The organism is uncultured Muribaculum sp., assembly GCF_910583865.1.
Classification (GTDB): Bacteria; Bacteroidota; Bacteroidia; order Bacteroidales; family Muribaculaceae; genus Muribaculum.
In genome coordinates this window covers 1-24,516 of sequence record NZ_CAJTYX010000027.1, presented here as the reverse complement: position 1 = coordinate 24,516, position 24,516 = coordinate 1, and the positions used below count along the sequence as shown (strand labels likewise).

21 protein-coding genes and 1 pseudogene are annotated in these 24,516 nt (G+C 54.9%); 17 read left to right on the top strand and 5 right to left on the bottom strand.

The window, feature by feature from the left end:
* Positions 1 to 24: 24 nt before the first annotated feature.
* Positions 25 to 1,215, top strand: coding sequence for a formate-dependent phosphoribosylglycinamide formyltransferase (purT, locus tag QZ303_RS07285; protein WP_295731201.1), 1,191 nt, complete (start codon positions 25 to 27; stop codon positions 1,213 to 1,215).
* Positions 1,216 to 1,377: 162 nt separating this feature from the next.
* Here purT and QZ303_RS07280 read toward each other — a convergent pair whose 3' ends face one another.
* The 4 genes from QZ303_RS07280 to panC form a co-directional block, all read right to left on the bottom strand.
* Positions 1,378 to 2,247 (bottom strand): endonuclease/exonuclease/phosphatase family protein, encoded by an 870-nt coding sequence (locus QZ303_RS07280; RefSeq protein ID WP_295731214.1) that lies wholly within the window; start codon positions 2,245 to 2,247, stop codon positions 1,378 to 1,380.
* A gap of 86 nt (positions 2,248 to 2,333) precedes the next feature.
* The gene (ffh, locus tag QZ303_RS07275) at positions 2,334 to 3,686 is read right to left on the bottom strand and encodes a signal recognition particle protein (RefSeq protein WP_295731200.1); all 1,353 of its coding nucleotides are present in this window, start codon (positions 3,684 to 3,686) and stop codon (positions 2,334 to 2,336) included.
* Positions 3,687 to 3,719: 33 nt separating this feature from the next.
* Positions 3,720 to 4,070, bottom strand: a complete 351-nt coding sequence (gene panD, locus QZ303_RS07270; RefSeq protein ID WP_295731213.1) for an aspartate 1-decarboxylase — start codon at positions 4,068 to 4,070, stop codon at positions 3,720 to 3,722.
* Between the two features lie 20 nt (positions 4,071 to 4,090).
* Positions 4,091 to 4,939 (bottom strand): pantoate--beta-alanine ligase, encoded by an 849-nt coding sequence (gene panC, locus QZ303_RS07265; RefSeq protein WP_295731198.1) that lies wholly within the window; start codon positions 4,937 to 4,939, stop codon positions 4,091 to 4,093.
* Positions 4,940 to 5,856: 917 nt separating this feature from the next.
* Between panC and QZ303_RS07260 the strand changes: the two genes are divergently transcribed.
* The 16 genes and pseudogenes from QZ303_RS07260 (at position 5,857) to QZ303_RS07185 (ending at position 23,388) form a co-directional block, all read left to right on the top strand.
* Positions 5,857 to 8,877 (top strand): SusC/RagA family TonB-linked outer membrane protein, encoded by a 3,021-nt coding sequence (locus tag QZ303_RS07260; protein ID WP_295731196.1) that lies wholly within the window; start codon positions 5,857 to 5,859, stop codon positions 8,875 to 8,877.
* A 29-nt stretch (positions 8,878 to 8,906) separates the two neighbouring features.
* The gene (locus QZ303_RS07255; protein ID WP_295731194.1) at positions 8,907 to 10,475 is read left to right on the top strand and encodes a SusD/RagB family nutrient-binding outer membrane lipoprotein; all 1,569 of its coding nucleotides are present in this window, start codon (positions 8,907 to 8,909) and stop codon (positions 10,473 to 10,475) included.
* Positions 10,476 to 10,516: 41 nt separating this feature from the next.
* Positions 10,517 to 11,533, top strand: a complete 1,017-nt coding sequence (locus QZ303_RS07250) for a glycoside hydrolase family 18 (RefSeq protein WP_295731192.1) — start codon at positions 10,517 to 10,519, stop codon at positions 11,531 to 11,533.
* A 22-nt stretch (positions 11,534 to 11,555) separates the two neighbouring features.
* Positions 11,556 to 12,764: a DUF1735 domain-containing protein gene (locus QZ303_RS07245; RefSeq protein WP_295731190.1), complete on the top strand. Its 1,209-nt coding sequence runs from the start codon at positions 11,556 to 11,558 to the stop codon at positions 12,762 to 12,764.
* 135 nt (positions 12,765 to 12,899) lie between these two features.
* Positions 12,900 to 14,267 (top strand): DUF1735 domain-containing protein, encoded by a 1,368-nt coding sequence (locus QZ303_RS07240; RefSeq protein WP_295731188.1) that lies wholly within the window; start codon positions 12,900 to 12,902, stop codon positions 14,265 to 14,267.
* 202 nt (positions 14,268 to 14,469) lie between these two features.
* Positions 14,470 to 15,156 carry a DUF4136 domain-containing protein gene (locus tag QZ303_RS07235; protein ID WP_295731186.1) on the top strand — a complete coding sequence of 229 codons (687 nt, stop codon included), beginning with the start codon at positions 14,470 to 14,472 and terminating at the stop codon, positions 15,154 to 15,156.
* Between the two features lie 292 nt (positions 15,157 to 15,448).
* Positions 15,449 to 15,751, top strand: a complete 303-nt coding sequence (locus tag QZ303_RS07230) for an urease subunit gamma (RefSeq protein ID WP_295731184.1) — start codon at positions 15,449 to 15,451, stop codon at positions 15,749 to 15,751.
* A 222-nt stretch (positions 15,752 to 15,973) separates the two neighbouring features.
* Positions 15,974 to 16,255, top strand: a pseudogene (locus tag QZ303_RS10620) (urease subunit beta); the annotation flags it as partial.
* Positions 16,256 to 16,396: 141 nt separating this feature from the next.
* Positions 16,397 to 18,115 carry an urease subunit alpha gene (ureC, locus tag QZ303_RS07220; RefSeq protein ID WP_295731180.1) on the top strand — a complete coding sequence of 573 codons (1,719 nt, stop codon included), beginning with the start codon at positions 16,397 to 16,399 and terminating at the stop codon, positions 18,113 to 18,115.
* Between the two features lie 91 nt (positions 18,116 to 18,206).
* Positions 18,207 to 18,860, top strand: a complete 654-nt coding sequence (gene ureE, locus QZ303_RS07215; RefSeq protein ID WP_295731178.1) for an urease accessory protein UreE — start codon at positions 18,207 to 18,209, stop codon at positions 18,858 to 18,860.
* Positions 18,861 to 18,887: 27 nt separating this feature from the next.
* Positions 18,888 to 19,571, top strand: a complete 684-nt coding sequence (locus QZ303_RS07210; protein ID WP_295731176.1) for an urease accessory protein UreF — start codon at positions 18,888 to 18,890, stop codon at positions 19,569 to 19,571.
* 60 nt (positions 19,572 to 19,631) lie between these two features.
* The gene (ureG, locus tag QZ303_RS07205; RefSeq protein ID WP_295731174.1) at positions 19,632 to 20,261 is read left to right on the top strand and encodes an urease accessory protein UreG; all 630 of its coding nucleotides are present in this window, start codon (positions 19,632 to 19,634) and stop codon (positions 20,259 to 20,261) included.
* A 32-nt stretch (positions 20,262 to 20,293) separates the two neighbouring features.
* The gene (locus tag QZ303_RS07200) at positions 20,294 to 21,238 is read left to right on the top strand and encodes an urease accessory protein UreD (protein WP_295731172.1); all 945 of its coding nucleotides are present in this window, start codon (positions 20,294 to 20,296) and stop codon (positions 21,236 to 21,238) included.
* Positions 21,239 to 21,294: 56 nt separating this feature from the next.
* A complete protein-coding gene (locus tag QZ303_RS07195; RefSeq protein WP_295731169.1) occupies positions 21,295 to 22,278 on the top strand; it encodes an urea transporter in 984 nt (327 codons plus the stop codon).
* Between the two features lie 26 nt (positions 22,279 to 22,304).
* Positions 22,305 to 22,991: a 2,3-diphosphoglycerate-dependent phosphoglycerate mutase gene (gene gpmA, locus QZ303_RS07190; protein WP_295731167.1), complete on the top strand. Its 687-nt coding sequence runs from the start codon at positions 22,305 to 22,307 to the stop codon at positions 22,989 to 22,991.
* A gap of 130 nt (positions 22,992 to 23,121) precedes the next feature.
* Complete coding sequence (locus QZ303_RS07185) at positions 23,122 to 23,388, top strand: CrcB family protein (RefSeq protein ID WP_295731165.1); 267 nt, start codon at positions 23,122 to 23,124, stop codon at positions 23,386 to 23,388.
* A 301-nt stretch (positions 23,389 to 23,689) separates the two neighbouring features.
* Here the strand turns inward: QZ303_RS07185 and QZ303_RS07180 are convergent.
* Positions 23,690 to 24,516 (bottom strand): HNH endonuclease family protein (locus tag QZ303_RS07180; RefSeq protein ID WP_295731163.1); only part of this gene is annotated, 827 nt, incomplete at its 5' end.

Below are 24,516 nucleotides of genomic sequence, written 5' to 3'. Positions count from 1 at the left end.
AAAATCATAGTATATAACACAGACATGTCGAAGATAGGATCAGTGATGACACCCGTAGGGCGCAAGGCGCTCCTGCTGGGCAGTGGAGAGTTAGGAAAAGAGGTGGCCATCGAGCTTATGCGCTATGGCGTCGAAGTGGTGGCATGCGACCGCTACGCCAACGCACCGGCCATGCAGGTGGCACACCGCTGCCACGTGTTCAACATGCTCGACGGCGCCGAGCTGCGCCGCATCATCGAGCTTGAACGCCCCGACCACATCATACCCGAGGTCGAGGCGATAGCCACCCCCACCCTGCTCGAACTGGAAAAAGAGGGCTACCATGTGACCCCCACCGCACGCGCGGCATGGCTTACCATGAACCGCGAGGGCATACGCCGTCTCGCCGCCGAGGAGCTTGGCATCACCACGTCGCCCTACCGTTTCGCATCAACACGCGAAGAGTTTGAGAAAGCGGTCGAAGAGATCGGCATACCATGCGTGGTAAAGCCCATAATGAGTTCTTCCGGCCATGGCCAGAGCACCATAAAAAGCGCCGATGACATCGACCGCGCATGGCACATTAGCCAGGAGGGCGGACGTGCCGGTGCCGGACGCGTCATAGTCGAGGGCTTCATCGACTTCGACTACGAAATCACCCTGCTCACAGTGCGCAGTTGCAGCGGCACAGTCTACTGCCAGCCCGTGGGCCATATCCAGATCGACGGTGACTACCGCTACTCATGGCAGCCCCAACCCATGAGCGCGGATGCGCTCGCCTCCGCCCAGGAGATTGCCAAGAAAGTGACCGACGCTCTCGGAGGCTACGGCATATTCGGCGTGGAGCTTTTCGTCAAGGGAGACAAAGTAATCTTCTCCGAAGTCTCGCCGCGTCCCCACGACACCGGCATGGTCACCATGATCTCGCAGGATCTAAGCGAATTCGGCCTGCACGCACGCGCCCTCCTCGGCCTCCCCGTGCCCGATATCCGCTTCTACGGGCCATCGGCGTCACGCGCCATAGTAGTCGAGGGTGACACTGACAAAGTTGAGTTCGACAATCTTGAGAAAGTGCTCGCCGAGCCTGGTGTGCAGATACGCATATTCGGCAAACCCGAAGTGAAAGGACACCGCCGCATGGGTGTGATCCTCGCCACAGACGAGACAGTCGACGCCGCACGCGCCAAGGCCGAACGTGCCTACGAGGCTCTACGCATCAACGTCCTCCCGCGCTGACAAAATAAGGGGTGGAACTCCCCCAGCTATACAACCCCACGGAGCACACAAAGGACACAGAGAAAGGGAAGGTGATTCCCATATATTAACTCTGTGTCCTTTGTGTGCTCCGTGCGGCTTTTCTACAGCAATGTGCGTATCCCTATAACAATCATCTATGAATCAAGGGAGGACGACAGTGACACGCACCGGAAAATGATCCGAAGGTATGCGGGCCTTGTAGTCATATATATCGACCTCGGTAGGAGCAGTTCCCTCCGTGTCGATAAGTCCGGCTTCAGGCGAACCGGTGCGATAGGTGTCGGTAAACACCCCGTATTTCAGCACACGCACTCCCGGCGACGTAAACACATGGTCGATCCGCTGCCTGGTAAATCCGTTCACATTGTAGTGGTTGATAGTACCGTTTGGGTCATAGACAAATTCAGCAGTGACAAAAGAGTCGGCAAACACACCGTCACCCACGATTGAGCGGTAGGAATCGCTCGTCTGGTCCACGTTGAAGTCACCCGTCAGAAACACCGGCAGTTCAGGCCCGAATTCCACGATCTTCCGCTTCACCAGCCGTGCGCTCTCTATGCGCGCCTTAACACCCACATGATCCATGTGCAGGTTGAATAACAGGAATTCACGTCCTGACTCCCTATGGCGGAAATGTCCCCACGAGCATATGCGGAAGCATGCCGCGTCCCATCCCAGACCCGGACGGTCGGGAGTCTCCGACAGCCAGAAGTCGCCATGCTCCACCACGTCAAACATGTCCTTGCGGTAGAATATCGCAGAGTGCTCGCCGGCCTCTTTGCCGTCATCGCGCCCCACGCCTATGTAGCCATACTCCGGCAGCAGTCCCGAAAGGTCATCGAGCTGGCTCTTGAACCCCTCCTGCGTGCCGAATATGTCGAAATCATGTATTTTAACCATGCCGGCCACATAAGGACATCGCTGCTCCCATCCGTTACCGGCCACACTGTCCTCCTCGTTTATCTGGCGCAGGTTATAAGTAGCGACATTGAACGTGGCCTCTCTGGCCATGCACAATGCCGCGATACCTATAGCAAGAACCAGCAGATACAGTCTACGGTACATAATTCCCACTATATCGATTATATGTCAGCCGATCAACGCGGACCGCGCATACCTTTCATGGCGCGCATGGCGTTCATCATCTTCATCGGGTTGGACTTTATGGCGTTGGCCTGACGCATAAGCTTGCGCGTCTCCTCAAACTGCTTCAGCAGGCGGTTCACGTCCTGGAGCGAGTTGCCCGACCCCTTGGCGATACGCTGGCGGCGGCTCGCGTTGATTATGTCGGGGTTGGCACGCTCGGCGGCTGTCATCGACTTGATGATCGACTCTATCCCCTTGAAAGCGTTGTCGTCGATGTCGACATCCTTTATCGCCTTGCCGACACCGGGAATCATCGAGGCAAGGTCCTTCAGATTGCCCATCTTCTTGATCTGCTCTATCTGAGCCAGGAAGTCGTTGAAATTAAACTGGTTCTTGGCAATCTTGCGCTGTAGTTCGCGGGCCTGCTTCTCGTCAAACTGCTGCTGGGCCTTCTCCACGAGCGACACGATGTCGCCCATGCCGAGTATACGGTCGGCCATACGCGCCGGGTGGAAATAGTCGAGGGCATCGAGCTTCTCCCCCGTGCCGACAAACTTGATAGGCTTGTCGACCACTGTGCGTATCGACAGCGCAGCACCGCCACGGGTGTCGCCGTCGAGCTTCGTCAGCACCACGCCGTCGAAGTCCAGGCGCTCGTTGAACTCGCGCGCCGTGTTCACGGCATCCTGGCCCGTCATCGAATCGACCACGAACAGTGTCTCCTGCGGCTTCACCGCTTTCTTGATGGCGGATATCTCCTGCATCATCTGCTCGTCCACGGCCAGACGTCCGGCGGTGTCGACGATCACGAGGTCGTAATGGTTGGTCTTGGCATAGCGTATAGCGTTCTCGGCGATCTCCACAGGATTGCGGTTGCCTTCCTCGGTATAGACAGGCACATCGATCTGCGCCCCGAGCACCTTCAGCTGCTCGATGGCCGCCGGACGGTAGACGTCACCCGCAACAAGCAGCGGACGACGCGACTTCTCGCTCTTAAGCTTCTTAGCGAGCTTGCCGCTCATGGTAGTCTTACCCGAGCCTTGCAGACCCGACATGAGTATCACCGTAGGATTTCCCGAAAGATTTATCTGCGCCGTGTCGCCGCCCATCAGCGCGGCAAGCTCGTCATGAACGATCTTCACCATCAGCTGACCCGGCTGTATGGCGTTGAGCACATTCTGCCCGAGCGCCTTAGCCTTCACAGTATCGGTAAACTGCTTGGCTACCTTATAATTCACGTCGGCATCGAGTAGCGCTCGGCGCACATCCTTCAATGTCTCGGCTACGTTGATTTCGGTAATCTTACCTTGGCCTTTAAGAAGCTTGAAACTACGTTCAAGCCGTTCGCTTAGATTTTCAAACATATGGTCGTGTAAGTGTTATCATGTTAAAGAGTCCTACACCAGGCGGTTGGTCGCAGTGTCGGGGAATATCACCGCCGGCTTGAACGTCAACGCCTCCTCGTAGGGCATCATGGCATAGCTCATTATTATCACAACGTCGCCCGGCAGCACCTTACGGGCCGCAGCGCCATTGAGGCATATCATGCCCGAACCGCGCTCACCCTCTATAGCGTAAGTGTCAAAACGCTCGCCGTTGTTGTTGTCGACGATATACACGCGCTCGCCCGGCAATATGTTGGCGGCATCCATCAGATCGCGGTCGATGGTGATGCTGCCTATATAATCGATATTGCTTTCTGTGACAGTCACACGGTGAATCTTCGACTTCACCATCTCTACCTGCATCATTGCCTTACCGTATATATTTATATAGTATATTTTATGTTGTCGATCAGACGCACGTCGCCCATGTAGACCGTGACGCATCCCACGGCCTCACCCGCAGCGTCGTCCCAACCGGCTATCGGCCGCATGTCGGCACCGTCGACAATCTCGTAGTATTCCACTTCCATCCCGTCCACGGCGTTGATGGCATCAATCACCTCGCGCTTCACCTGCGCCACGCTCTTGGTGCGCGCGCCCTCGACGCTTCCGGCGAGGATACGGTGGATGGCAGGAGCGGCCGCACGCTGCTCCGCCGACAGGCGCACGTTGCGCGAGCTCAGAGCCAGACCGTCGGCCTCGCGCCTGATGGGGCATGCCACGATATCAATGTCGAAGCCCTCAAGCTCCACCATACGGCGTATCACCGCGATCTGCTGGAAATCCTTCTCGCCGAAATAGGCACGGTCGGGTCCGACCATGCGGAACAGACGGCTCACCACCTGAGCCACACCGTTGAAATGCCCCGGACGCATGGCGCCCTCCATCACCTCGGCCACCGGACCAAGGTCAAACACCCTGGTATCAGGCTCAGGATAAATCTCCTCTACAGTCGGGAAGAACGCTATGTCGACACCTGCCTCGCGAAGCTTGGCGGCATCGGCCTCCTCGGTGCGGGGATAAGTGCGCAGGTCGTCGGGATTATTAAACTGGGTCGGGTTGACAAACACGCTCACCACCACTACGTCATTGTCGGCACGGGCCTTCTCTATCAATGACACATGGCCTGCATGGAGCGCACCCATTGTAGGCACAAAGCCTACGCTCCGCCCCCCGGCCCTGAGGCCGTCGACAGCTTCACGCAGCTCTTTGGCTGTACGTACAGTTTTCATTTCGTTGTTCTTATCTTTTGTCGTTCTTGAAAGGGCGTGCATCATGCAATGCTTCATTAGCACGGCATCAGCCCACGGCCTGCAAAATTACTTAATCCCCCGCTATCACGCAAACATTATATCGCCAAAACCCAAATTCAAAATAAAAACACGAAAAAATTCACTTTAAACCATATATTCACATGCCTGCAATCCAAGCTTCCACAACAGATTACAACACAATCAAACAAATATTAACAAAATATAAGCAATCGAACATTAATTATCCACATAACAAGGTATTTTTGATATATTTTAACAAATATGATTATATTTTACCATCCTATTATCATACCTTTGCATCGAATTCAATCCAACCCCTTTGCCATAATTCCTATTTTAATCCACCAAATTAAAACCCAACCAGATTTGACTTACTCAGCCCCGCACTCAGCCATCGCTTACCACATGACCATTGCTGCGTCGATGCGTCAACATCCGGCCTCTCCCTCCTTGTCACTTTATTCCTCAATAACCTGAATTCCTCGCTTGTTACTTTTGTATATATACCCCCAGACCTACGATTAACACAATTTAACAATGGGGGGGGTAAAATCTACCTGCAATTTAGTATATTTGCAGGACTATTTTTCACCTAATACCAAAATGATCAGACTTACTCAATAATTTAACAAACAGACTTTAATCAGACATAAGATTTTAAACAACCAAACCATTCCACGAAGCTTGAGCCGTCCCCCCGACGTACAAAGCCCACCAGCTCCTTGCAATTCTTTCTGCATCCACCTCTTTCCGATCCGGGCCATATAGCCATCTCCTTCCTCCGGACTCCTTGTAAAATTAATACCACCATACCAAAACTATTTATTCAACCAATCAAACAAATTATGAAGTCAAAAGTAACAAGTTTGTTATTGATGCTTTTACTCTTCCCTGTGATGAGCGTGCTGGCTCAGACGTCGCAGGTCGAGGGTATCGTAACCGACTCAAGCGGCGAGCCGCTGATTGGAGTATCGGTCTTAGTAAAAGGTACATCCTTAGGAGCATCAACCGACATCGACGGACAGTTCAGCATCAAGGCCAAACCAGGCGACGTGCTGAAATTCTCCTACATCGGCTTCCGCCCCGTGGAACTTTCGGTTCCTGAAAGCGGCAAAATAAATCTCGTGATGGAGACCGAGGCCACAGCCCTCGATGAAGTAGTGGTAACCGCCCTCGGTATCAAGCGTGCACAGAAAGCCCTTAGCTACAACGTGCAGACCGTCAACGGCGACGCACTCACCTCCAACAAGGACGCCAACTTCATCAACTCGCTCGCGGGCAAGGTGGCCGGTGTCAACATCAGCTCCGGTTCCGCAGGTTCAGGTTCTGCCGCCCGTGTCGTGATGCGTGGTACCAAGTCGCTCACAGGCAACGACAACGCCCTCTACGTGATTGACGGCATACCCATGTTCGACGTAAATACCGGCTCTGAAGAGGGCGGTACGATGTCGAAGCAGCCGGGTTCAAGCTCAGTGGCCGACATCAACCCCGACGACATCGAGTCAATGTCGGTGCTCTCGGGTCCCTCGGCAGCAGCACTCTACGGTTCTGCGGCAGCCAGCGGCGTCATCCTCATTACCACCAAGAAAGGTACTGAAGGTCGTGCACAGCTCACCTACAGCAACACCACACAGTTCCACCGTGCATGGATGACCCCCAAGTTCCAGAACATCTACGGCAACAACCAGGGAGAATTCACCTCATGGGGCAAGCGTATGGACACTCCGACCTCCTACGACCCCACCGACTTCTTCCAGACCGGCGCCACAGAGATCAACGCCATGACCCTCACCGTCGGCAACGACAAGAACCAGACCTACGCATCGGCAGCAGCCACCAACGCTCCCGGCATCATGCCCGAGTCTGACTACAACCGCTACAACTTCTCGATCCGCAACACAACCAAGTTCTACAACGACAAGCTGACTCTCGACCTCGGAGCCAACTACATCATCCAGAACAACAAGAACTTCGTAGGTTCGGGCGAGTACTTCAACCCCCTGCCCGCCCTCTACCTCTTCCCCCGTGGAGAGAACTTCGACGACGTGCGCATGTTCGAGCGCTTCGACCCCTCGCGCAACCTCATGACCCAGTACTGGGAGCAGAAGTACAGCACCGCGTTTACCATGCAGAACCCCTACTGGACCCAGAAGCGTATGCTCCGCGAAGCCCGCAAGCAGCGCTACATGTTCAACGCATCGCTCAAGTACGACATCCTCCCCTGGCTCTACATCATGGGCCGCGTGCGCACCGACAACGCAAACACCGTATATGAGGAGAAGTACAACGCCTCCACCATCATGGTAATCGCAGGGTCCGACAAGGGTATGTATGCCAAGAAGCGCACCATGAACCGCTCGACCTACGCCGACATCATGGCATCGATGAACAAGAACTTCCTCGACAACCGCCTCAACGTCAACGTGCAGGTAGGTGCGTCGCTCAACGACATGCTCGAAGAGTCGGAGCACTACGAAGGCGGCCTCGCCACCATCCCCAACTTCTTCGCCTACGGCAACATCTCAACCACGCAGATGAAGCGCGGCGAATCGGAATGGCACGACCAGGTGCAGTCGATCTTCGGATCTGCCGAAATCGGCTGGGACAGCCAGTACTACCTCACCCTCACCGGACGTAACGACTGGGCATCCATGCTCGCCTTCACCGACAAGACAAGCTACTTCTACCCCTCCGTGGGCGGTTCATGGCTTATCAGCGAGACTCTCCGCGACCTCCTTCCCGAGGTGATATCGTTCCTTAAGGTACGCGGCTCCTGGGCCGAAGTGGCATCTTCCCCCTCGCGCTACCTCACACGCATGCAGTATGTCTACAATGACCAGACCAACCAATACGAGTGGCCCTCGAAGCACTACAACCCCAACCTCAAGCCCGAGAACACCAAGTCGTATGAAATCGGTCTGAGCGCCAAGTTCTTCAACAACACCCTCGGCCTCGAGTTCACATACTACAACGCCAACACCTTCAACCAGACCTTCGAGATCCCCGCTTCCGGTTCGTCGGGCTACAAGACCAACCTCATCCAGACCGGTAACATCCGCAACCGAGGTATCGAGGCAGCCCTCAACTACAACAACCAGTGGGGCGACTGGAGATTCTCCACCGGACTCACCTACTCGCTCAACCGCAACAAGGTGATCTCCCTCGCCAACGGCGCCATCGACCCCGAGACCGGACGCCCCATCGAGATGGAATACTTCGCTGCCACAGGATGCCTCGGCATGTCGGGAGGCCCCGCTATCCGCCTCTACGAGGGTGGCACCATGGGTGACCTCTACAGCAACATGCGTCTCCGCCAGTCACCCAACGGCTACATCTGGAAAGACTCCGAGACAGGCAAGGTACAGCTCGAACAGGTCGATTACTTCAAGGTGGGTTCGCTCCTCCCCAACTACAACATGGGCTGGACAGGATCACTCGGCTGGAAGGACCTCAACCTCTCCTGGGCCGTCACAGGCCGATTCGGCGGTAAGGTCGTATCCGACACACAGGCAGTGCTCGACCGCTACGGCGTATCGCAGGTGACTGCCGACGCTCGCCTCAACGGTGGTGTGCCCATCCCCGGCAACGGCATAGCCGACGCACAGAACTACTACGAGACCATCTCGCAGGCCCCCGGCACATATTATATATATGACGCCACCAACGTGCGCCTCGCCGACCTCACCGTGTCATACACCTTCCCCCGCGCCATGCTCAAAGGCATAGCCGACGTGACCCTCTCGCTAACCGGCAAGAACCTCTGGATGATCTACTGCAAGGCTCCTTTCGATCCTGAAAGCACTTCGTCGACCACCAACAACTTCTACCAGGGTGTCGACTACTTCCAGCAGCCCAGCATGCGCACCTACGGTTTCAATGTCAAACTTACATTCTGATCCACCTTACGACAATCATGAATAAAAATATGTATAAAAACAATATAGTAAGCCTGATGTTGGGCGGCTCGATCCTCCTCGGAGCGGCCGGATGCACCGACAAGTTCGAGGACTTCAACACCGACCCCAAGGCTCCGACCCCGGAGGAGATGGAAGGTGACTTCGCCTCGACTGCGACCCTCCTCAACTCCATGATGCCCGTGCTCGTGCTGGGACAGGAGAACGACTTCCAGATGATCGACCAGATGATCGGTTGCGAGTACGGCCGCATGACTTCCGCAGCCAACATGTGGGGTACCGACATGTACTACGCCACTTACAATCCTCCCATCGGATGGACCGGCAACACATTCGACACCAACATGCCGAAGATGTACACCCCCTTCTTCATGATCCGTAACATCTCCGGAGGCGAAGGCCTCACCTACCACTGGGCCAACCTCATGCGCATCTTCGGATCGCTCCGCGTCAGCGACTGCTACGGCCCGATACCCTTCTCCAAGATCGGTAGCGGCGACGATTTCGCAGTGGCCTACGACGACATGCCTACCCTCTACAACGCCATGTTCGAGCAGCTCGACCTCGCCATCACCGGTCTCAAGGAGGCTGCCGGAGGCAATGCCGCAAAGATCTTCGCCGATGTCGACTTCATCTATCAGGGCGACATCGCGAAATGGGTCAAGTTCGGCAACACCCTCAAGCTCCGCATGGCCATGCGTCTCGTCAACGTAGAGCCGCAGCTCGCACGCCAGAAAGCCGAAGAGGCTGTCAGCGATCCGGGTGGCCTTATCGCCGACAAGAGCGATGCGGCATGGTCAACCTTCCTTCCCGGCGGAAACTCATTCCACAAAGTGAATGTGCTCTGGAACGAGGGTCGAGTCAGCGCCGACATCACATCCTACATGAACGGATATTCCGATCCCCGTCTCCCCATCTACGCCTCACCCGCTCCCGGGTCGGCTACCGGGGCTATCGTTGGTGCCCGTAGCGGCGTTTACCACTACAATCTCCTGAAATCCGAATCCACCAACTATTCCTACCCCAACGTCACCGCACAGACCAGCCTCCTGTCGATCTCCGCAAGCGAGTCTTGGTTCGCACGCGCCGAGGGCGCTCTCCGCGGATGGAACATGGGCGGAACAGCCAAGGATCTCTACGAGCAGGGCGTGAAGGTGTCTATGGAAGAGCGTGGAGCCACCATCGGCGACTACCTCGACAACACGTCCGGTCCCGCCGACTATGTGGCACTCGACAACACATCGTACAACATCGCAGCCACCACCACCATCTGCCCCAAATATGACGAATCGGCTTCGTTCGACACCAACCTCGAGCGTATCATCGTCCAGAAGTGGCTCGGCAACTTCCCCAACGGATGGGAATCGTGGACCGACTTCCGCCGCACCGGCTTCCCGAAATGGTTCCCCGTGGTCGACAACCGCTCTACCAACGGCGTGACCTCCGCCCGAGGAATGCGCCGCCTCCCCTTCCCGCAGTCGGAGTTCAACACCAACGAAGCCAACGTGAAGGCTGCGCAGCAGATGCTCGGAGGCCCCGACACCGGCGCTACCGACCTCTGGTGGGCAAAGAAAAACTAATTACTTATCTTAATCACCTTAATTAATCTCTATTTCCAAAAATGAAAGGACTGAAATCTATATTATTTGCCGCCGCAGCCCTGCTCATCGTTCCCTCGGTGACCACCTCCTGCGACGACTGGACCGAGGCAGAGGCCGAGGACTACTATACCCCGCCGACAGACGGCTACTACAACAGCCTCAAGGAATATTTCGCATCCCCCCACAAGGTGATGTTCGGATGGTTCGGATCATGGACCGCCGCTTCTAAAGCCAACTCCCTCATCGGCCTTCCCGATTCGACCGACTTCGTCAGCCTCTGGCTCACATGGGGTCCTCTTACCGAGGCCCAGCAGGCGGATCTGAAAGCGTTCCAGGCACGTGGCTCAAAGGCTGTGCTATGCTGGCTTGCAACCAACATCGGCGAGAACATCACTCCCGGACATCCCGGAGTACCGCCGCTCGAGGTCGCCGAGGAGTTCTGGGGATTCACCAATGGTGATGTTCCCTCAATGATTGAGGCCGCCAGAAAGTATGCCGACGCCATTGCCGACACCTGCGACAAATATAACATCGACGGTTTCGACATGGACATCGAAGCTACAGGTACTCTCATCATGGGTGGAAGCGAGACCCGCAAAGTGCAAAACGAGTTCCTGCGCCAGTTGCGCAAACGCTTTGACCAGACCGGTCGCATGCTGGTGATCGATATCCCCGGCGGATACGGATGGCTTGACTATTACGACTACCTCGACGAGGATGTCGTGGAGAGCATAGACTACATCTGCTGGCAGACATATGAACTCGGACATTCCGGTCTCGACCAATTCTTCAACAGCGTAAAGAGCTTCAAGCCGGACATCTTCGAGAATGTAATGAAGAAGTCTATCGTCACTGCCACATTCGAGCGCGCTACCGACAAGAATCTTTTCCCCGTGCAGTCCACATGGCACTACAGTGGAGGCATCGAGCATGCCGGACAAGGAGCATACCACATCGAGTATGACTATCCCGGCACCCCCGACTATCCCTATGTGCGCAAGGGCATAGCCACACAGAATCCTCCTATCAATAACTAATCTTATAAAAGGAATAACATAGATGAAGAAAATAGCATATAACGTTCTTGCCCTCTCACTCGCCGCCCTCGCCTTCACCGCCTGCGACGACGCCAAGAACGATGTGATTGACAACATGGTCTACATCTCCGAAGGTGCAGGCTCCGACCCCACTTCTGAAGTGGTGGTCGGCAAGGCCGGAGAGAAAGCAACCACCAAAATCAACGTGCGCATGGCTCAGAAGGCCCATGCCGACACCAAAGTGAAACTCGCGCTCGACGCTGCCACCCTCGATGCCTACAACAAGCGCAACGAGACTGAGTATGTCGTGGTTCCTAACCAGTATGTATCTTTCCCCGCCGAAGTAACCATTCCCGCAGGATCCGCCTCAACAGAAGTGGAGATTGAGATAACCTCGTTCGATGGTGAGGCCGGCGTGGACTATGCAGCTCCCGTGAAAGTGACCGCAGCAGATGGCGTAAGCGTATCGGCCGGTTCCTCCTCGCTAATCATCACTCTCGGAAAGACTCTCGTTCAAAAAGCTCCGAAGTTCTACTACGACAACGCCATGAAGATGAACTGGGAGACTCCTGTAGCCCTACAGAACCTCACCCTCGAGTGGTGGGCACGTGTTGTGAATACCAGTGGTAACGGGGGATTCTCCAAAAATAATCAGGCGTTGTTCGCTTTCGAGTCTGATCCGTTTGTCGAACTATACGTACGTTTCGGCGACATAGTATACGTAGATCCTGATGGAAGAGACCTCTACAACTTCCTCCAGATAAAGACAATGGGAATCGATGCCAACTACGACTCCGGAAATCCCAACGACAAACCGCTCAAATGGGGCGAATGGATCCACTTCGCACACACCTTCAACGGCGCTACAGGAGAGGTTGTCCTCTATGTCAACGGTGTGGAGGCCAACCGCAAGAACGGCCCTGCCGGAACAGTGTTCAACTTCACCGGCCTTACCATGTGCGCATCCGGATCAGACTGGTTCCACGACTACATAGAAATGGCACAGGTGCGTCTCTGGAGCACCACCCGCACTGCATCACAGATCGAGAAGTTCATGAAGAAGGAAGTGAAATACACTGATCCCAACCTTGTGTTCTACCTCCCGATGAACGAGGGTGAAGGTGAGACTCTCCACGACGTCACCGGCAACGGCCACGACGTGACCATTGGCTCTGCCGACAACGGCAGCAACCACCAGGCTCACGGCTGGACCGAGTACACATTCGAGTAAACCGATTCCATCAATCCGTAGGGACGCACCCACGGTGCGTCCGCTTCCACCCGACGGCAGCGTCCGTGCCCTCTCCTCGCCGGTCGCGTCCCTACGGTTGATTTCAAATTCTCCAAAAAAATTTCACAGAAAGCAATGAAAAAATTTCAGAAATACCTCTCTGTCTGCGCTGTGGCCGTAATGCTCGCTCCGCTGGCTTCCTGCGACGACGATGACACTGTAGACCCCTACGACATCAATTACTGCTTCATATATCAGCCTAACTCCACTTTCGCGCAGCTCGAGTATAAGGCCAACGGCCAATTTCTCATTGATATCAATGATCCACTGGCTCTCAAGCCAGTGCGCCTCACAAAGCCCGCGCCGCGCAACATCAACGTGGAGATAGCCATCGATCCCACCCTTGTCGATGAATACAATCAGGCAAACGGCACATCTTACGTATTCCTCGAGGGAGCTTCGATTGTCAATCCCATGCTGACAATTCCCCAAGGCGAATATATTTCCCATGATCCCGTCACTGTGACTTTCGGCGACAAGAAGGCGTTCCAGACCGAGAATACCGACCTTATCCTCCCGATCGTGATCCGCAACGCAGACGGTATGGCCATCTCGAAGAGCAGCCGTGTGTTCCTTACATTCACCTCGACCTACCGAGCCAATGGAGTGACTCCGATTGCCGACACTCGTATAACCATCGACCCTGATGTAGATGGTTGGGAGAGCGCTTTCACCTCCTATACCATCAACGACTTCCTCACCACAGAATGGGCAGCAGACGATGCCATCACAGTTAAGGCTACCATTGACAACTCGCTCATCGATGCCTACAACAGTGAGCACAATACCGACTATAAGCCCTTGCAGGCAACCATTACCGATCTCAACATCCCCGCAGGTGCCAGCAAAGCCAACCTCGCCCTGACTTTCGGCGACTACACCGGTATTGCCCAAAACGATAAGTTCCTCGTTCCTGTAAAACTATCCATCACCTCAGGTGCTGGTGCTGAACTGAGTTCGGATGTAGCTTATGTAAAAGTTATTCAGCTGCCTCTCGAACTCGAGTGCTACAGTACTTTGCCGGGTACCTACACTCAGATTCCTTATGAATCCACATGGTCAGGAATGTTGAATGGAGACACCGCCATTCCGGAAGAGATATTCACCAATCCTAAGGATAACACCGTATACCTATGGACTCCCATAGGATCTACCATGGCAATTGATCTCGGATCGGTTAAAAACGTGAATGTGATGAACTGGAATTTCTGGCTTTATTATTATGCGATCAACTCTGCTTCTAATATTCAGACAAGCGCAGATGGTCAGAATTGGAGTGATTGGGGAGATGTAACTCTACGAACTTCCGCCGGAGCACAGTACAACTACATCAAATTCTCCAAGACAGCCAAGTTCCGCTATATCCGCTGGACAAACGGGGACTATGCCTTCAATTCTACTTGGGAACCGTTCTATATCGGAATCGTTTTCTACGGACAATAAGACTTCAACACATCAACCATAATCTTTCATCGTCTTTCCAAACAAGACAGGAACACCGATTGAAAGATTCCCGATCAAGCTCCCGAGGACTCCGCGTCCCCGGGAGTTTTTCATACCCGTCTGCCCATATATTCCGTACATACTACCCTACACCTCAAACCATTCGCGCCCCACAGGTGTTTGAATACCAAACACCACGACTATGGGACTACGAGGACTCCACACAGCACTCATCTGCATCATCGCCGGCGCACTCGCCGGGTGCTCGCAATTCGCTCTCGTCAACAGCGAGACCTATAACGACGCCCGACTCTCCGACTACAAGACATTCCGGATAGTCGACCCCTCGATGGGCAAACTGCCCCCGGGGATGGAGATGGTGACATACTACAACATCGCCGCCGCCATACGCGAGCAGATGCTCGAGCGTGGTTACACCGAGAGCGACGATGCCTCCCTGCTCGTAAATTTCGCCGTCACCATCCACAAGGAGGTCACCACCGAACCGGCCCTCCCGCCTCAGCCGCCGGTAGCGCCCGGACCGGTCATCATACCGCCGCGCCCCGCCGGACCCGGACTCGGCCCGCAGGTCCCCGGCCCATACTACAATGGCATGTACCCCTATTATGTCTATCCGCGGCAGCGTTACTGGAACTCCGGGCGCTACGCCGGCATGCAGGTGGTCACCGGCATATACAAGGAGGGGGTACTCACCATGGACATGGTCGACATAAAGACGATGACACCGCTCTACTCGTCATCCGTAGCCACCATCATCGACTCCGGCAACTCGCAATACCGCAACCTCAGCTCCATCGCCGAGGCCGTCACCACCCTCTTCTCCCGCTTCCCTGTCCCCATCCTCCCCCGCTACCGCTCCATGCACTGATTCCCCACCCATAGCAACCATTCAGCCTAAATCGCACAGAGCACACATTTCCATATACACGATGCACCTGTGTGCTCACGATAAAAATCCGCGCTGTTTTCACATTTCCCGCAGACGAATGTGCCGGGGGACATCCCTACAGTCCCATAATAACCGAACTGTCTTATTGGCTGAATTGTCCCCTCCCGGAGGGAATAAAAATTCTTTCATTTCCCAAGATTTCCGGGGTTCGCGTTAACTTTTTTTTGGAAGGATTGTTATAAGTAATATAACACATAAACCACATTAAGTTATGCATCTTACACCGAAAGAAATCGACAAACTCATGTTGCTCAACCTCGGAATCATAGCTGAACGCCGCAAAAACCGTGGCCTCAAGCTCAATTATCCCGAGGCTGTGGCCTACATCACGTCGGCGGCACTGGAAGAGGCCAGGGCCGGAAAGACCGTAGAGGAAGTAATGACACAAGCCGCGTCCGTCCTCACCAAGGACGATGTGATGGAGGGTGTGGCCGACATGATCTCGTTGCTCCAGGTCGAAGCCGTATTCACCGACGGCTCACGCCTCGTGAGCATACACCACCCGATAAAGTAACCAACACCTAACGCGAACACAATCATGGCAACCGACAATACAAAGAAGCCCGCCACCGACCCGCAGGCACCGGGCAATCCCGTATTAAACACCGACGGCTACAGCAAGGAGAACCCGCCGAAGTCGTATGACACACCCGTACAGGTCTACCAGGGTGTGCCCCCAATCTACACACCCGTCACTCCCGGCTTCACGCCCAAGGAGTATGTGCCCGTAGGCGGCGTGATACTCGCCTCCGACCCGATAGAGTACAACGCCAACCGCTACACCGTGAAGCTGAAAGTGCGCAACACCGGCGACCGCCCCGTGCAGATCGGCAGCCACTTCCACTTCTTCGAGGTGAACCGCTACATGGAGTTCGACCGTAAGAAAGCTTTCGGATGCCACCTCAACATACCCGCCACCACCGCCATCCGCTTCGAACCGGGCGACGAGAAGGAGGTAGAGCTTGTGAGCTACGGAGGCAAGCAGAGAGTATGGGGATTCAACGACCTTGTCAACGGATACACCGGCGGACAGGACACTCCCACATTCTACCCCGTCGAGATGAAAGCTTTCCGAAAAATGGAAGAATACGGCTTCAAGAGCGTCAGCGAGGACGAAGCCGACGCAGAGTTTACCACAAAATAATCCGAACAACCTACTATGGCTACTATATCAAGACAGCAGAACAACATGCTTTTCGGTCCTACCACGGGCGATAAGATCCGCCTTGGCAACACCGACCTGTATGTACAGATAGAAAAAGACCTCCGCACCTACGGCGACGAGGTAGTGTATGGTGGCGGCAAGACTCTGCGCGACGGCATGGGACTCGCCAACCGCTACACCACATCCGAAGGGTCGCTCGACCTGGTGATCACCAACGTAACCATCATTGACCCGCTTCTCGGCGTGATAAAGGCCGACGTGGGCATCAAGGACGGCAAGATCGCAGGTATCGGCAAGGCCGGCAACCCCGACGTGATGGACAACGTGACCCCCACCCTCGTCACCGGCCCCTCGACCGACGCCATCTCTGGCGAGCACCTCATCCTGACAGCCGCCGGCATCGACGGACACGTGCACCACGTGGATCCGCAGCAGGCCTACAACTGCCTCTCCAACGGCATAACCACCCTCATCGGCGGCGGCATCGGCCCGACCGACGGCACGAACGGCACCACAATCACCTCCGGCGTGTGGAACGTACACAAGATGCTGGAGGCCTACGAGACAATCCCTATCAACTACGGCACGCTTGCCAAGGGCAACTCCTCCGTCGACGCCACACTCGAGGAGCAGATTCTCGCCGGCGCATGCGGATTCAAGATCCATGAGGACTGGGGCGCCACACCCGCCGCCATACGCGCTTGTCTGGATTGCGCCGACCGTATGGACGTGCAGGTGGCAATCCACACCGACACCCTCAACGAGAGCGGTTTCGTGGAGGACTCCATAGCCGCCATCGACGGACGCACCATCCACACCTACCACACCGAAGGCGCAGGCGGCGGTCATGCCCCCGACCTCCTTAAGGTGGCCTCGCTGGCCAATGTGCTACCATCGTCGACCAATCCCACCCTACCTTTCGGCATCAACTCCAAGGCAGAACTGTTCGACATGATTATGGTATGCCACAACCTCAACCCCGACATACCGAGCGACGTCGCCTTCGCCGAAAGCCGTGTGCGCCCGGAGACACAGTCGGCTGAGAACATTTTCCACGACCTCGGCATACTATCGATGGTAAGTTCCGACAGCCAGGCCATGGGCCGCGTGGGCGAATCGTTCATGCGCACCTTCCAGATGGCAAGCTACATGAAGTCGGTACGTGGCAAGCTCCGCGAGGACAGTGACGATAACGACAACTTCCGCGTGCTACGCTATCTTGCAAAGATCACTATCAACCCCGCCATCTGCTACGGCATCAGCGACATCCTCGGCTCGATAGCCCCCGGAAAGATGGCCGACCTCGTGCTCTGGGAACCCGCATTCTTCGGCACCAAGCCAAAGATGGTGATAAAGGGCGGATTCATCAACTGGGCACAGATGGGCGACCCCAACGCATCGCTCCCCACTCCGCAGCCTATCTACATGCGCAAGATGTTCGGCGCGGAAGGCAAGGCGCTCGGCGCTACCTGCGTCAACTTCATGTCGCAGGCATCCATCGAGGCCGGTGTGCCCGAGAAACTGGGACTTACCCGCCAGTGCTACGGTGTGAGCCGCACCCGCCAGCTTGCCAAGACCGACATGCTGCGTAACACCGCAATGCCGCGCATCGAGATCAATCCCGAGACATTCTATGCCTACGTAGACGGCGAACTCGCCTACGTGCCGCCGGCACCGGTGCTACCGCTCGCCCAGCTCTACTGGTTCAGCTAAGTGATATGATCGACAACTGACACTAACATACGGTGCCGGGCTCCGCAATCCCGGAGCACCCGGCATCGTCACTTTTTCAAATACTCACACTATGAAGATTTTCAGCGAAGTAATAGGCAACATCCACTCCGACAAGCAACTCGCGGAGAAAATCGCCGCATACGACATCGAACGCCTCCACCTCGACCAGTGGACGGCACAGAAGAGCCGCTTCATCGTCACCGGCGACAAGGGGACGCAATGCGCCGTGGCCCTCAAGCGCAACCATCAGCTCGTCGAGGGCGACGTGCTCGAAATCGATCCCGAAAGCCGGAAGGCGCTCGTCGCCGCCATCGAGCTTAATCCGGTGTTCGTCATTGACCTTACCGAGGTAGAGAAGCTCGACAAACTACAGATTATCCAGACCTGCATCGAGCTTGGCCACGCCATCGGCAACCAACACTGGCCGGCAGTGATAAAGGGCACCAAGGTATATATCCCCCTCACCGTCGACAGCAAGGTGATGCAGTCGGTAATGGACACCCACGCCATCCCCGGAGTCACCTACACATTTGAGGAGGGGGCAGCCGTGATCCCTTTCCTCGCCCCACACGAGATACGCAATCTCTTCGGAGGCACCTCGCAGGAGAGCCACGCACACGTCCATACCCACACACCGGGCATCACCGCCGACGCATTCGGACATGACGGGCACACCGTGCCCCACAGCCACGACGGAGGCAAGACCTTCCATACCCACGAATAAGCCCGACTTCCATCAAACCATAAGCTTATGATTACAGCCACCATGCGCCTGCTCGAGATGAGCGACTCACAGTTTCCGGTGGGCAACTTCTCATTCTCCAACGGACTGGAGACCGCGAGCTACGAAAATATCGTGCACGACGCTCCTACACTCGCCGCCTATGTGCGCGCGGCCACCATACAGAGCATCTATTCCGACGGCATAGCTTCGCTCCACGCCTATCGTGCCGCCACACGTGGCGACCACGACGACATCGTGCGCGCCGACAACGAAGTGATCCTCTGCAAGATGAACGACGAGGCCCGGCAGATGGTGCTCCGCATGGGCAAGAAGCTCGCCGAACTGGCCGTGCACATCGCCCCGTCGCCGCAGACCGAGCGCATGCTCGCAGACATCAATTCGGGAGCCACACCGGGCACATATCCGGTAGTGCAGGCCGTAGTGATGCACGCGGCCGGCATAAACGAGGCGGACATGTTCACGTCGCAGGCCTTCGGAGTGGCCAACATGATACTCGGCGCCGCACTGCGCTGCGTCAGAGTGTCGCACTACGAGACCCAGAAGATACTCTACGACCTGGCCCCGGTACTCGAAGCCGACTACGAAGCCATCCGCACTTTGGGATATGACGACATGCGTGCATTCGTACCGGGCATCGACCTTATGGCGTCGCTCCACGAAAAAGGACAAATGCGAATGTTCATGAACTAAAATCGCCCCCGGACCGTATTATAATCAGATACAACACATATTCTCCAAAATTCAATCGAAATGTCAACTTGCCGCATAGGAGTAGGCGGACCGGTAGGATCCGGTAAGACCGCACTCATCGAAGCCATCACACCGACCCTCATAAAAGAAGGGTTCAAGGTACTAATCATCACCAATGACATCGTCACCACAGAGGATGCCAAACACGTGCGCCGCATGCTGAAGGGTGTGCTCGTCGAGGACCGCATCATAGGCGTGGAGACCGGCGCATGTCCCCACACCGCCGTGCGCGAGGATCCGTCGATGAACATCGCCGCCGTCGAGGAGATGGAAGCCAAGTTTCCCGACACCGACATCGTGTTTATCGAGAGCGGAGGCGACAACCTCACCCTCACGTTCTCTCCCGCGCTTGTCGATTTCTTCATCTACGTGATCGACGTAGCCGCAGGCGACAAGATTCCACGCAAGGACGGCCCGGGTATCTCCCACAGCGACATACTCGTCATAAACAAGACCGACCTCGCACCCTATGTCCATGCCTCCCTCGAAGTGATGGACCATGACTCGAAGCTCATGCGCCCCGGCAAGCCGTTCGTGTTCACCAACTGCATGACCGGCGAGGGCATCGACGAGCTGGTCGGCCTCATCAAGGCCATGGCCCTGTTTGACCATCAGGGACAGAACAAATAAAGCCACCGTCACACCACTTTTGCCCGATTTCTATGAAAGATGTTGTAAACAGCAAAGAGATGCAACGCGTGGTAGCCACCCGTGAGATGCAGCCATACAACCGTCCCACGCGCGCCATGTATATCGGCGCGCCGGGCAAGGTGGGCTACCTGCGCCTCGGCTTCGAGCTGGACAAGGACGGCAAGAGCATCATGCGCGACCTTCAGCGCATGGCCCCGCTTATCGTGCAGCAGGAACTGTACTGCGACGAGGGCATGCCGGCAATGCCTGTCGTGTATATCCTCTCGTCGGGAGGCCCGAACGTCGACGGCGACCGCTACGAACAGGAAATCGTGATGCGCCGTGGCGCGATAGCACACGTCACCACAGGCGCCGCCACCAAGATCGCCGAGATGAACGACAATTTCTCGGCCTTATGCCAGCAGCTTACCCTTGAGGAGGATTCCTATCTGGAGTTCATGCCCGAGCCTACCATACCGTGCCGCACGGCACGGTACGTGACACGCACCGACATCACATGCCACGCGTCGGCAACGCTGTTCTACAGCGAGATATTCGCCTGCGGACGCAAGCATCGCGACGAGCCTGAAATATTCGCTTACGACATACTCTCGGTCACATGCGACGCACGGCGTCCAGACGGCGAACGCCTGTTCCGCGAGAAGTTCGTCATCGAACCTGGAAAACAGTCTCCGGAGATGCTCGGCATCATGGGACGCTACCACATGTTCGCCAACGTGATCGTGCTCACGCCTCCCGACAAGGCCGAGGAAATCTACAATGCCACCGAAGTCGGATTCAAGGATGGAGGCGATATTGCCATAGGCATAACCCGACTCCCCAACCATGCGGGACTGCTACTGAAAGTGATGGGCATGGAAACCGAACCAGTCAAGAAAATCGTGCGTGAGTTCGCCTCAACCGTGCGTATGACCGTCAAAGGTCATCCCCTTCTCCCTGACTTCCCATGGAGATAATAGGTTCGCAAAGTACCCAATATACCAACCCGACTTATGTCGTAAAATAATTCAATATGTCTACTAAAACCAACAGCCGGAGCCTCGCCACATATGTATCAGGGACTCTCAAAGGAGCAGGCCAGGTGATGTTTCAAGGAAGTGCCTGGACGGGTCTGTTCATCATCGCAGGAATATTCGTAGGATGCTATTTCGAAGCTCCTACCGGTGAACACATGCCAGTAGTGGCATGGGGAGCATTGGCCGGACTTATCGTATCGACCCTTACAGGCTACCTGTTTGAATCAAAGAGCGACGGCGACCAGGGGCTGTGGGGATTCAACGGCATACTGGTGGGTTGCGCCGTATTCACCTTCCTCGACAACTCCATATGGTCGTGGGTCGCCATGATAATCGGTTCGGCGGCAACGGTGGTTGCACGCCGGGGATTCAACAACATATTCGCGCCGTTCAAGACCACGTCCTACACGTTCCCATTCATACTCGTATCGTGGTTCATCCTGCTTGCTGCACGCAACATGTACCACCTCACCCCCGTAGGCGAGGCTTATGCCGCATTCCCCACTGAAATCACCACCGACACATTCCACTACAATTTCCAGGAACTGGTTGTCTATTGGCTGAAAGGCATCTCTCAGGTGTTCCTCGTCAATTCATGGGTCACAGGCGTATTCTTCATCGTAGGGCTTGCCCTGTGCAGCCGTTGGGCCGCATTCTGGGCCATGCTGAGTTCAGCAGTCGCCTTGTTCATGTCGATCGTGTTCGGTGCATCCCACCCCGACATCACTCAAGGGTTATTCGGGTTCTCGCCCGTACTGACAGGCATAGCCATGGGATGCACGTTCTACAAGCCAGGAGTCAAATCGTTTTTCTACTCGCTGGCAGCCGTGATATTCACCGTGTTCGTGCAGTTCGGCATGGATGCCCTGCTGTCACCAGTTGGCCTCGCTACCCTCACCGCTCCATTCTGCATAGCCACATGGATATTCATGCTTCCCATGTACAGGCTTCAGGAGAAGAGCGGGAAATCAGCACACTGATTATACAACACACCTATGATACACTTATGAAACGACTTATACTTCTTCGCCACGGTCAAAGCCGGTGGAACCTCGAAAACCGCTTTACAGGCTGGACCGACGTGGACCTCACCGACCAAGGCCGTGAAGAGGCCCGAAAAGCAGGCGAAAAAATGCTTGACGCGGGAATCCTGCCCGCATATTACTTCACATCCTACCTAAAGCGAGCCATCCATACACTCGAGATCGCAGCCACTGCCATGGACCGCTGTTGGGTGCCTGTGGTCAAGGACTGGCATCTCAACGAACGCCACTACGGCGCACTACAAGGATTGAACAAGGCGGAGACCGCCAAGAAATATGGCGACGAGCAGGTGCACATATGGCGACGCAGTTTCGACGTGGCTCCACCCTCGCTCGACATCGAGGATCCGCGATACCCCGGCAATGACCCTCGCTACGAAGGTCTTGCGTTCGAGGAACTCCCGCTCACGGAATCACTCGCCGACACTATCAAGCGCGTGACACCATGCTGGTCGGAACTGATAGAGCCGAAACTGAATCTCTACGGAGACATACTTGTGGCGGCCCACGGCAACAGCCTGCGCGCCCTCGCCAAGATGCTGCTGCACCTCGATGATAACGAAATCGTAGGGGTGGAAATCCCTACCGGACAACCATGGGTATTCGAACTCGACGACAAGCTGTCGGTCATCAAGGAATATTATTTGTAACCGAAAACATTCAAAACTTATATGTCATGATCAAAGCAATGTTATTGGCAGGTTGCGGCGGATTCGTCGCACCTGCGGACGTTATCTGGTAGGCAAATGGTGTGCCGGCATGTGGCACGGTTCATTTCCCATGGGCACATTTCTGGTGAACATCATCGGATGCTTCATAATCGGACTTTTCTTCGGGCTGCTCGAAAAAGCACATGTGATGACACCGGGAGAAAATGTACTGTTGATCACCGGTTTCTGTGGAGGATTCACCACATTCTCATCGTTTGCCGACGACATGTGGGTGCTCGGCTCCAAAGGCGACTGGGGCACATTCGTGATCTACCTCGCACTCAGCGTGGTTCTTGGCGTTCTCCTCGTCTGGGGTGGCCGTGCCCTCATCAGATAAGCCTCAGACTTTCTCCAAGCATAAGCTATCTGAAGCATTTCGATACTGACAAGATATCGCCGCCACATGGCGGTTGTGCTCTATCACTACAGCCTCCCCCATCAGAACAGTCGTCTCCCTATCAAGTACTGCTGTTCCCTATAAATCATTTAATCGAAATTTGGGTTTAATTTTCTTTTTCAATGCCGATACCGGGACTCCACTCCCGATATCGGCATCTTTCCATGTTCCAACTGCAAACGTATCAAGTTATGTTTTAGAACATAAGGAAGCATAAACGCAACGTGTGGCTTCGTTGAATTTACTCATCGTCTGTTGAGTTTTGAATGAGTTGAAGATCGAATATCAGCGCTTCATCGGGAATAGAGCACTCCTTGAATAAAACATTGATGATTGTCAACTTAGTCTGAGTACTATTGTCACTGAATACATAGCAGCCTGGAGCAAAACTTGTTCTTCCTTTTTGTTCTTCGGTGTGAAACCAAGAGTCCTTTGAGCAGAGATAATCTACCGCTGTCTTGTGATTCTCATAAACCATGCCACACAACTCCAACAGCATGGCTTTCCATGATGTAACGAGGCGTCTTTCGCCATTATAGGTAAAAGCAGCAAGGTAACGGCCTGTAAGTTCAACATCTTCATCATTGAATGTTACGGAGTCCGTCGGTTTTTCCAATGGCGTGAATTGTGTTTGTAGCATGGGCCATATAGTTTTGAAGCGAGATATCAGCTTCTCCTGACGCTCCAGAATTTCAGTCTCAGTCCATTGAGTGCATTTTTTTAAGTCTGCGCTTAAGCTGTAGACGCTATCTTTAAATCCAACTATCTGATTGCCATCTTTGTCAACCATTCCCTCCCATTTGTTTTTAAAAGGAGCGTTGCTATAACTTTGGTTGTAAGCGGAAAGAGTTAGGTTGGCAAAGGTATGTAGATATTTCTCGTGAATATTTTCATACTTCGGACCGAGTTCGGCTTTCCATTTTGTCGAAAGGGTCTGGGGCATGATATGCTCAATAGAAATGGTGCCATCCTTCATGCCGCCTACGATATCTATAAATTCCTTAGAGAGACCGTTATTCATCCTCTCAAAGATAAAATGGCGATAGGCAATTGGCATCTTATAGACAT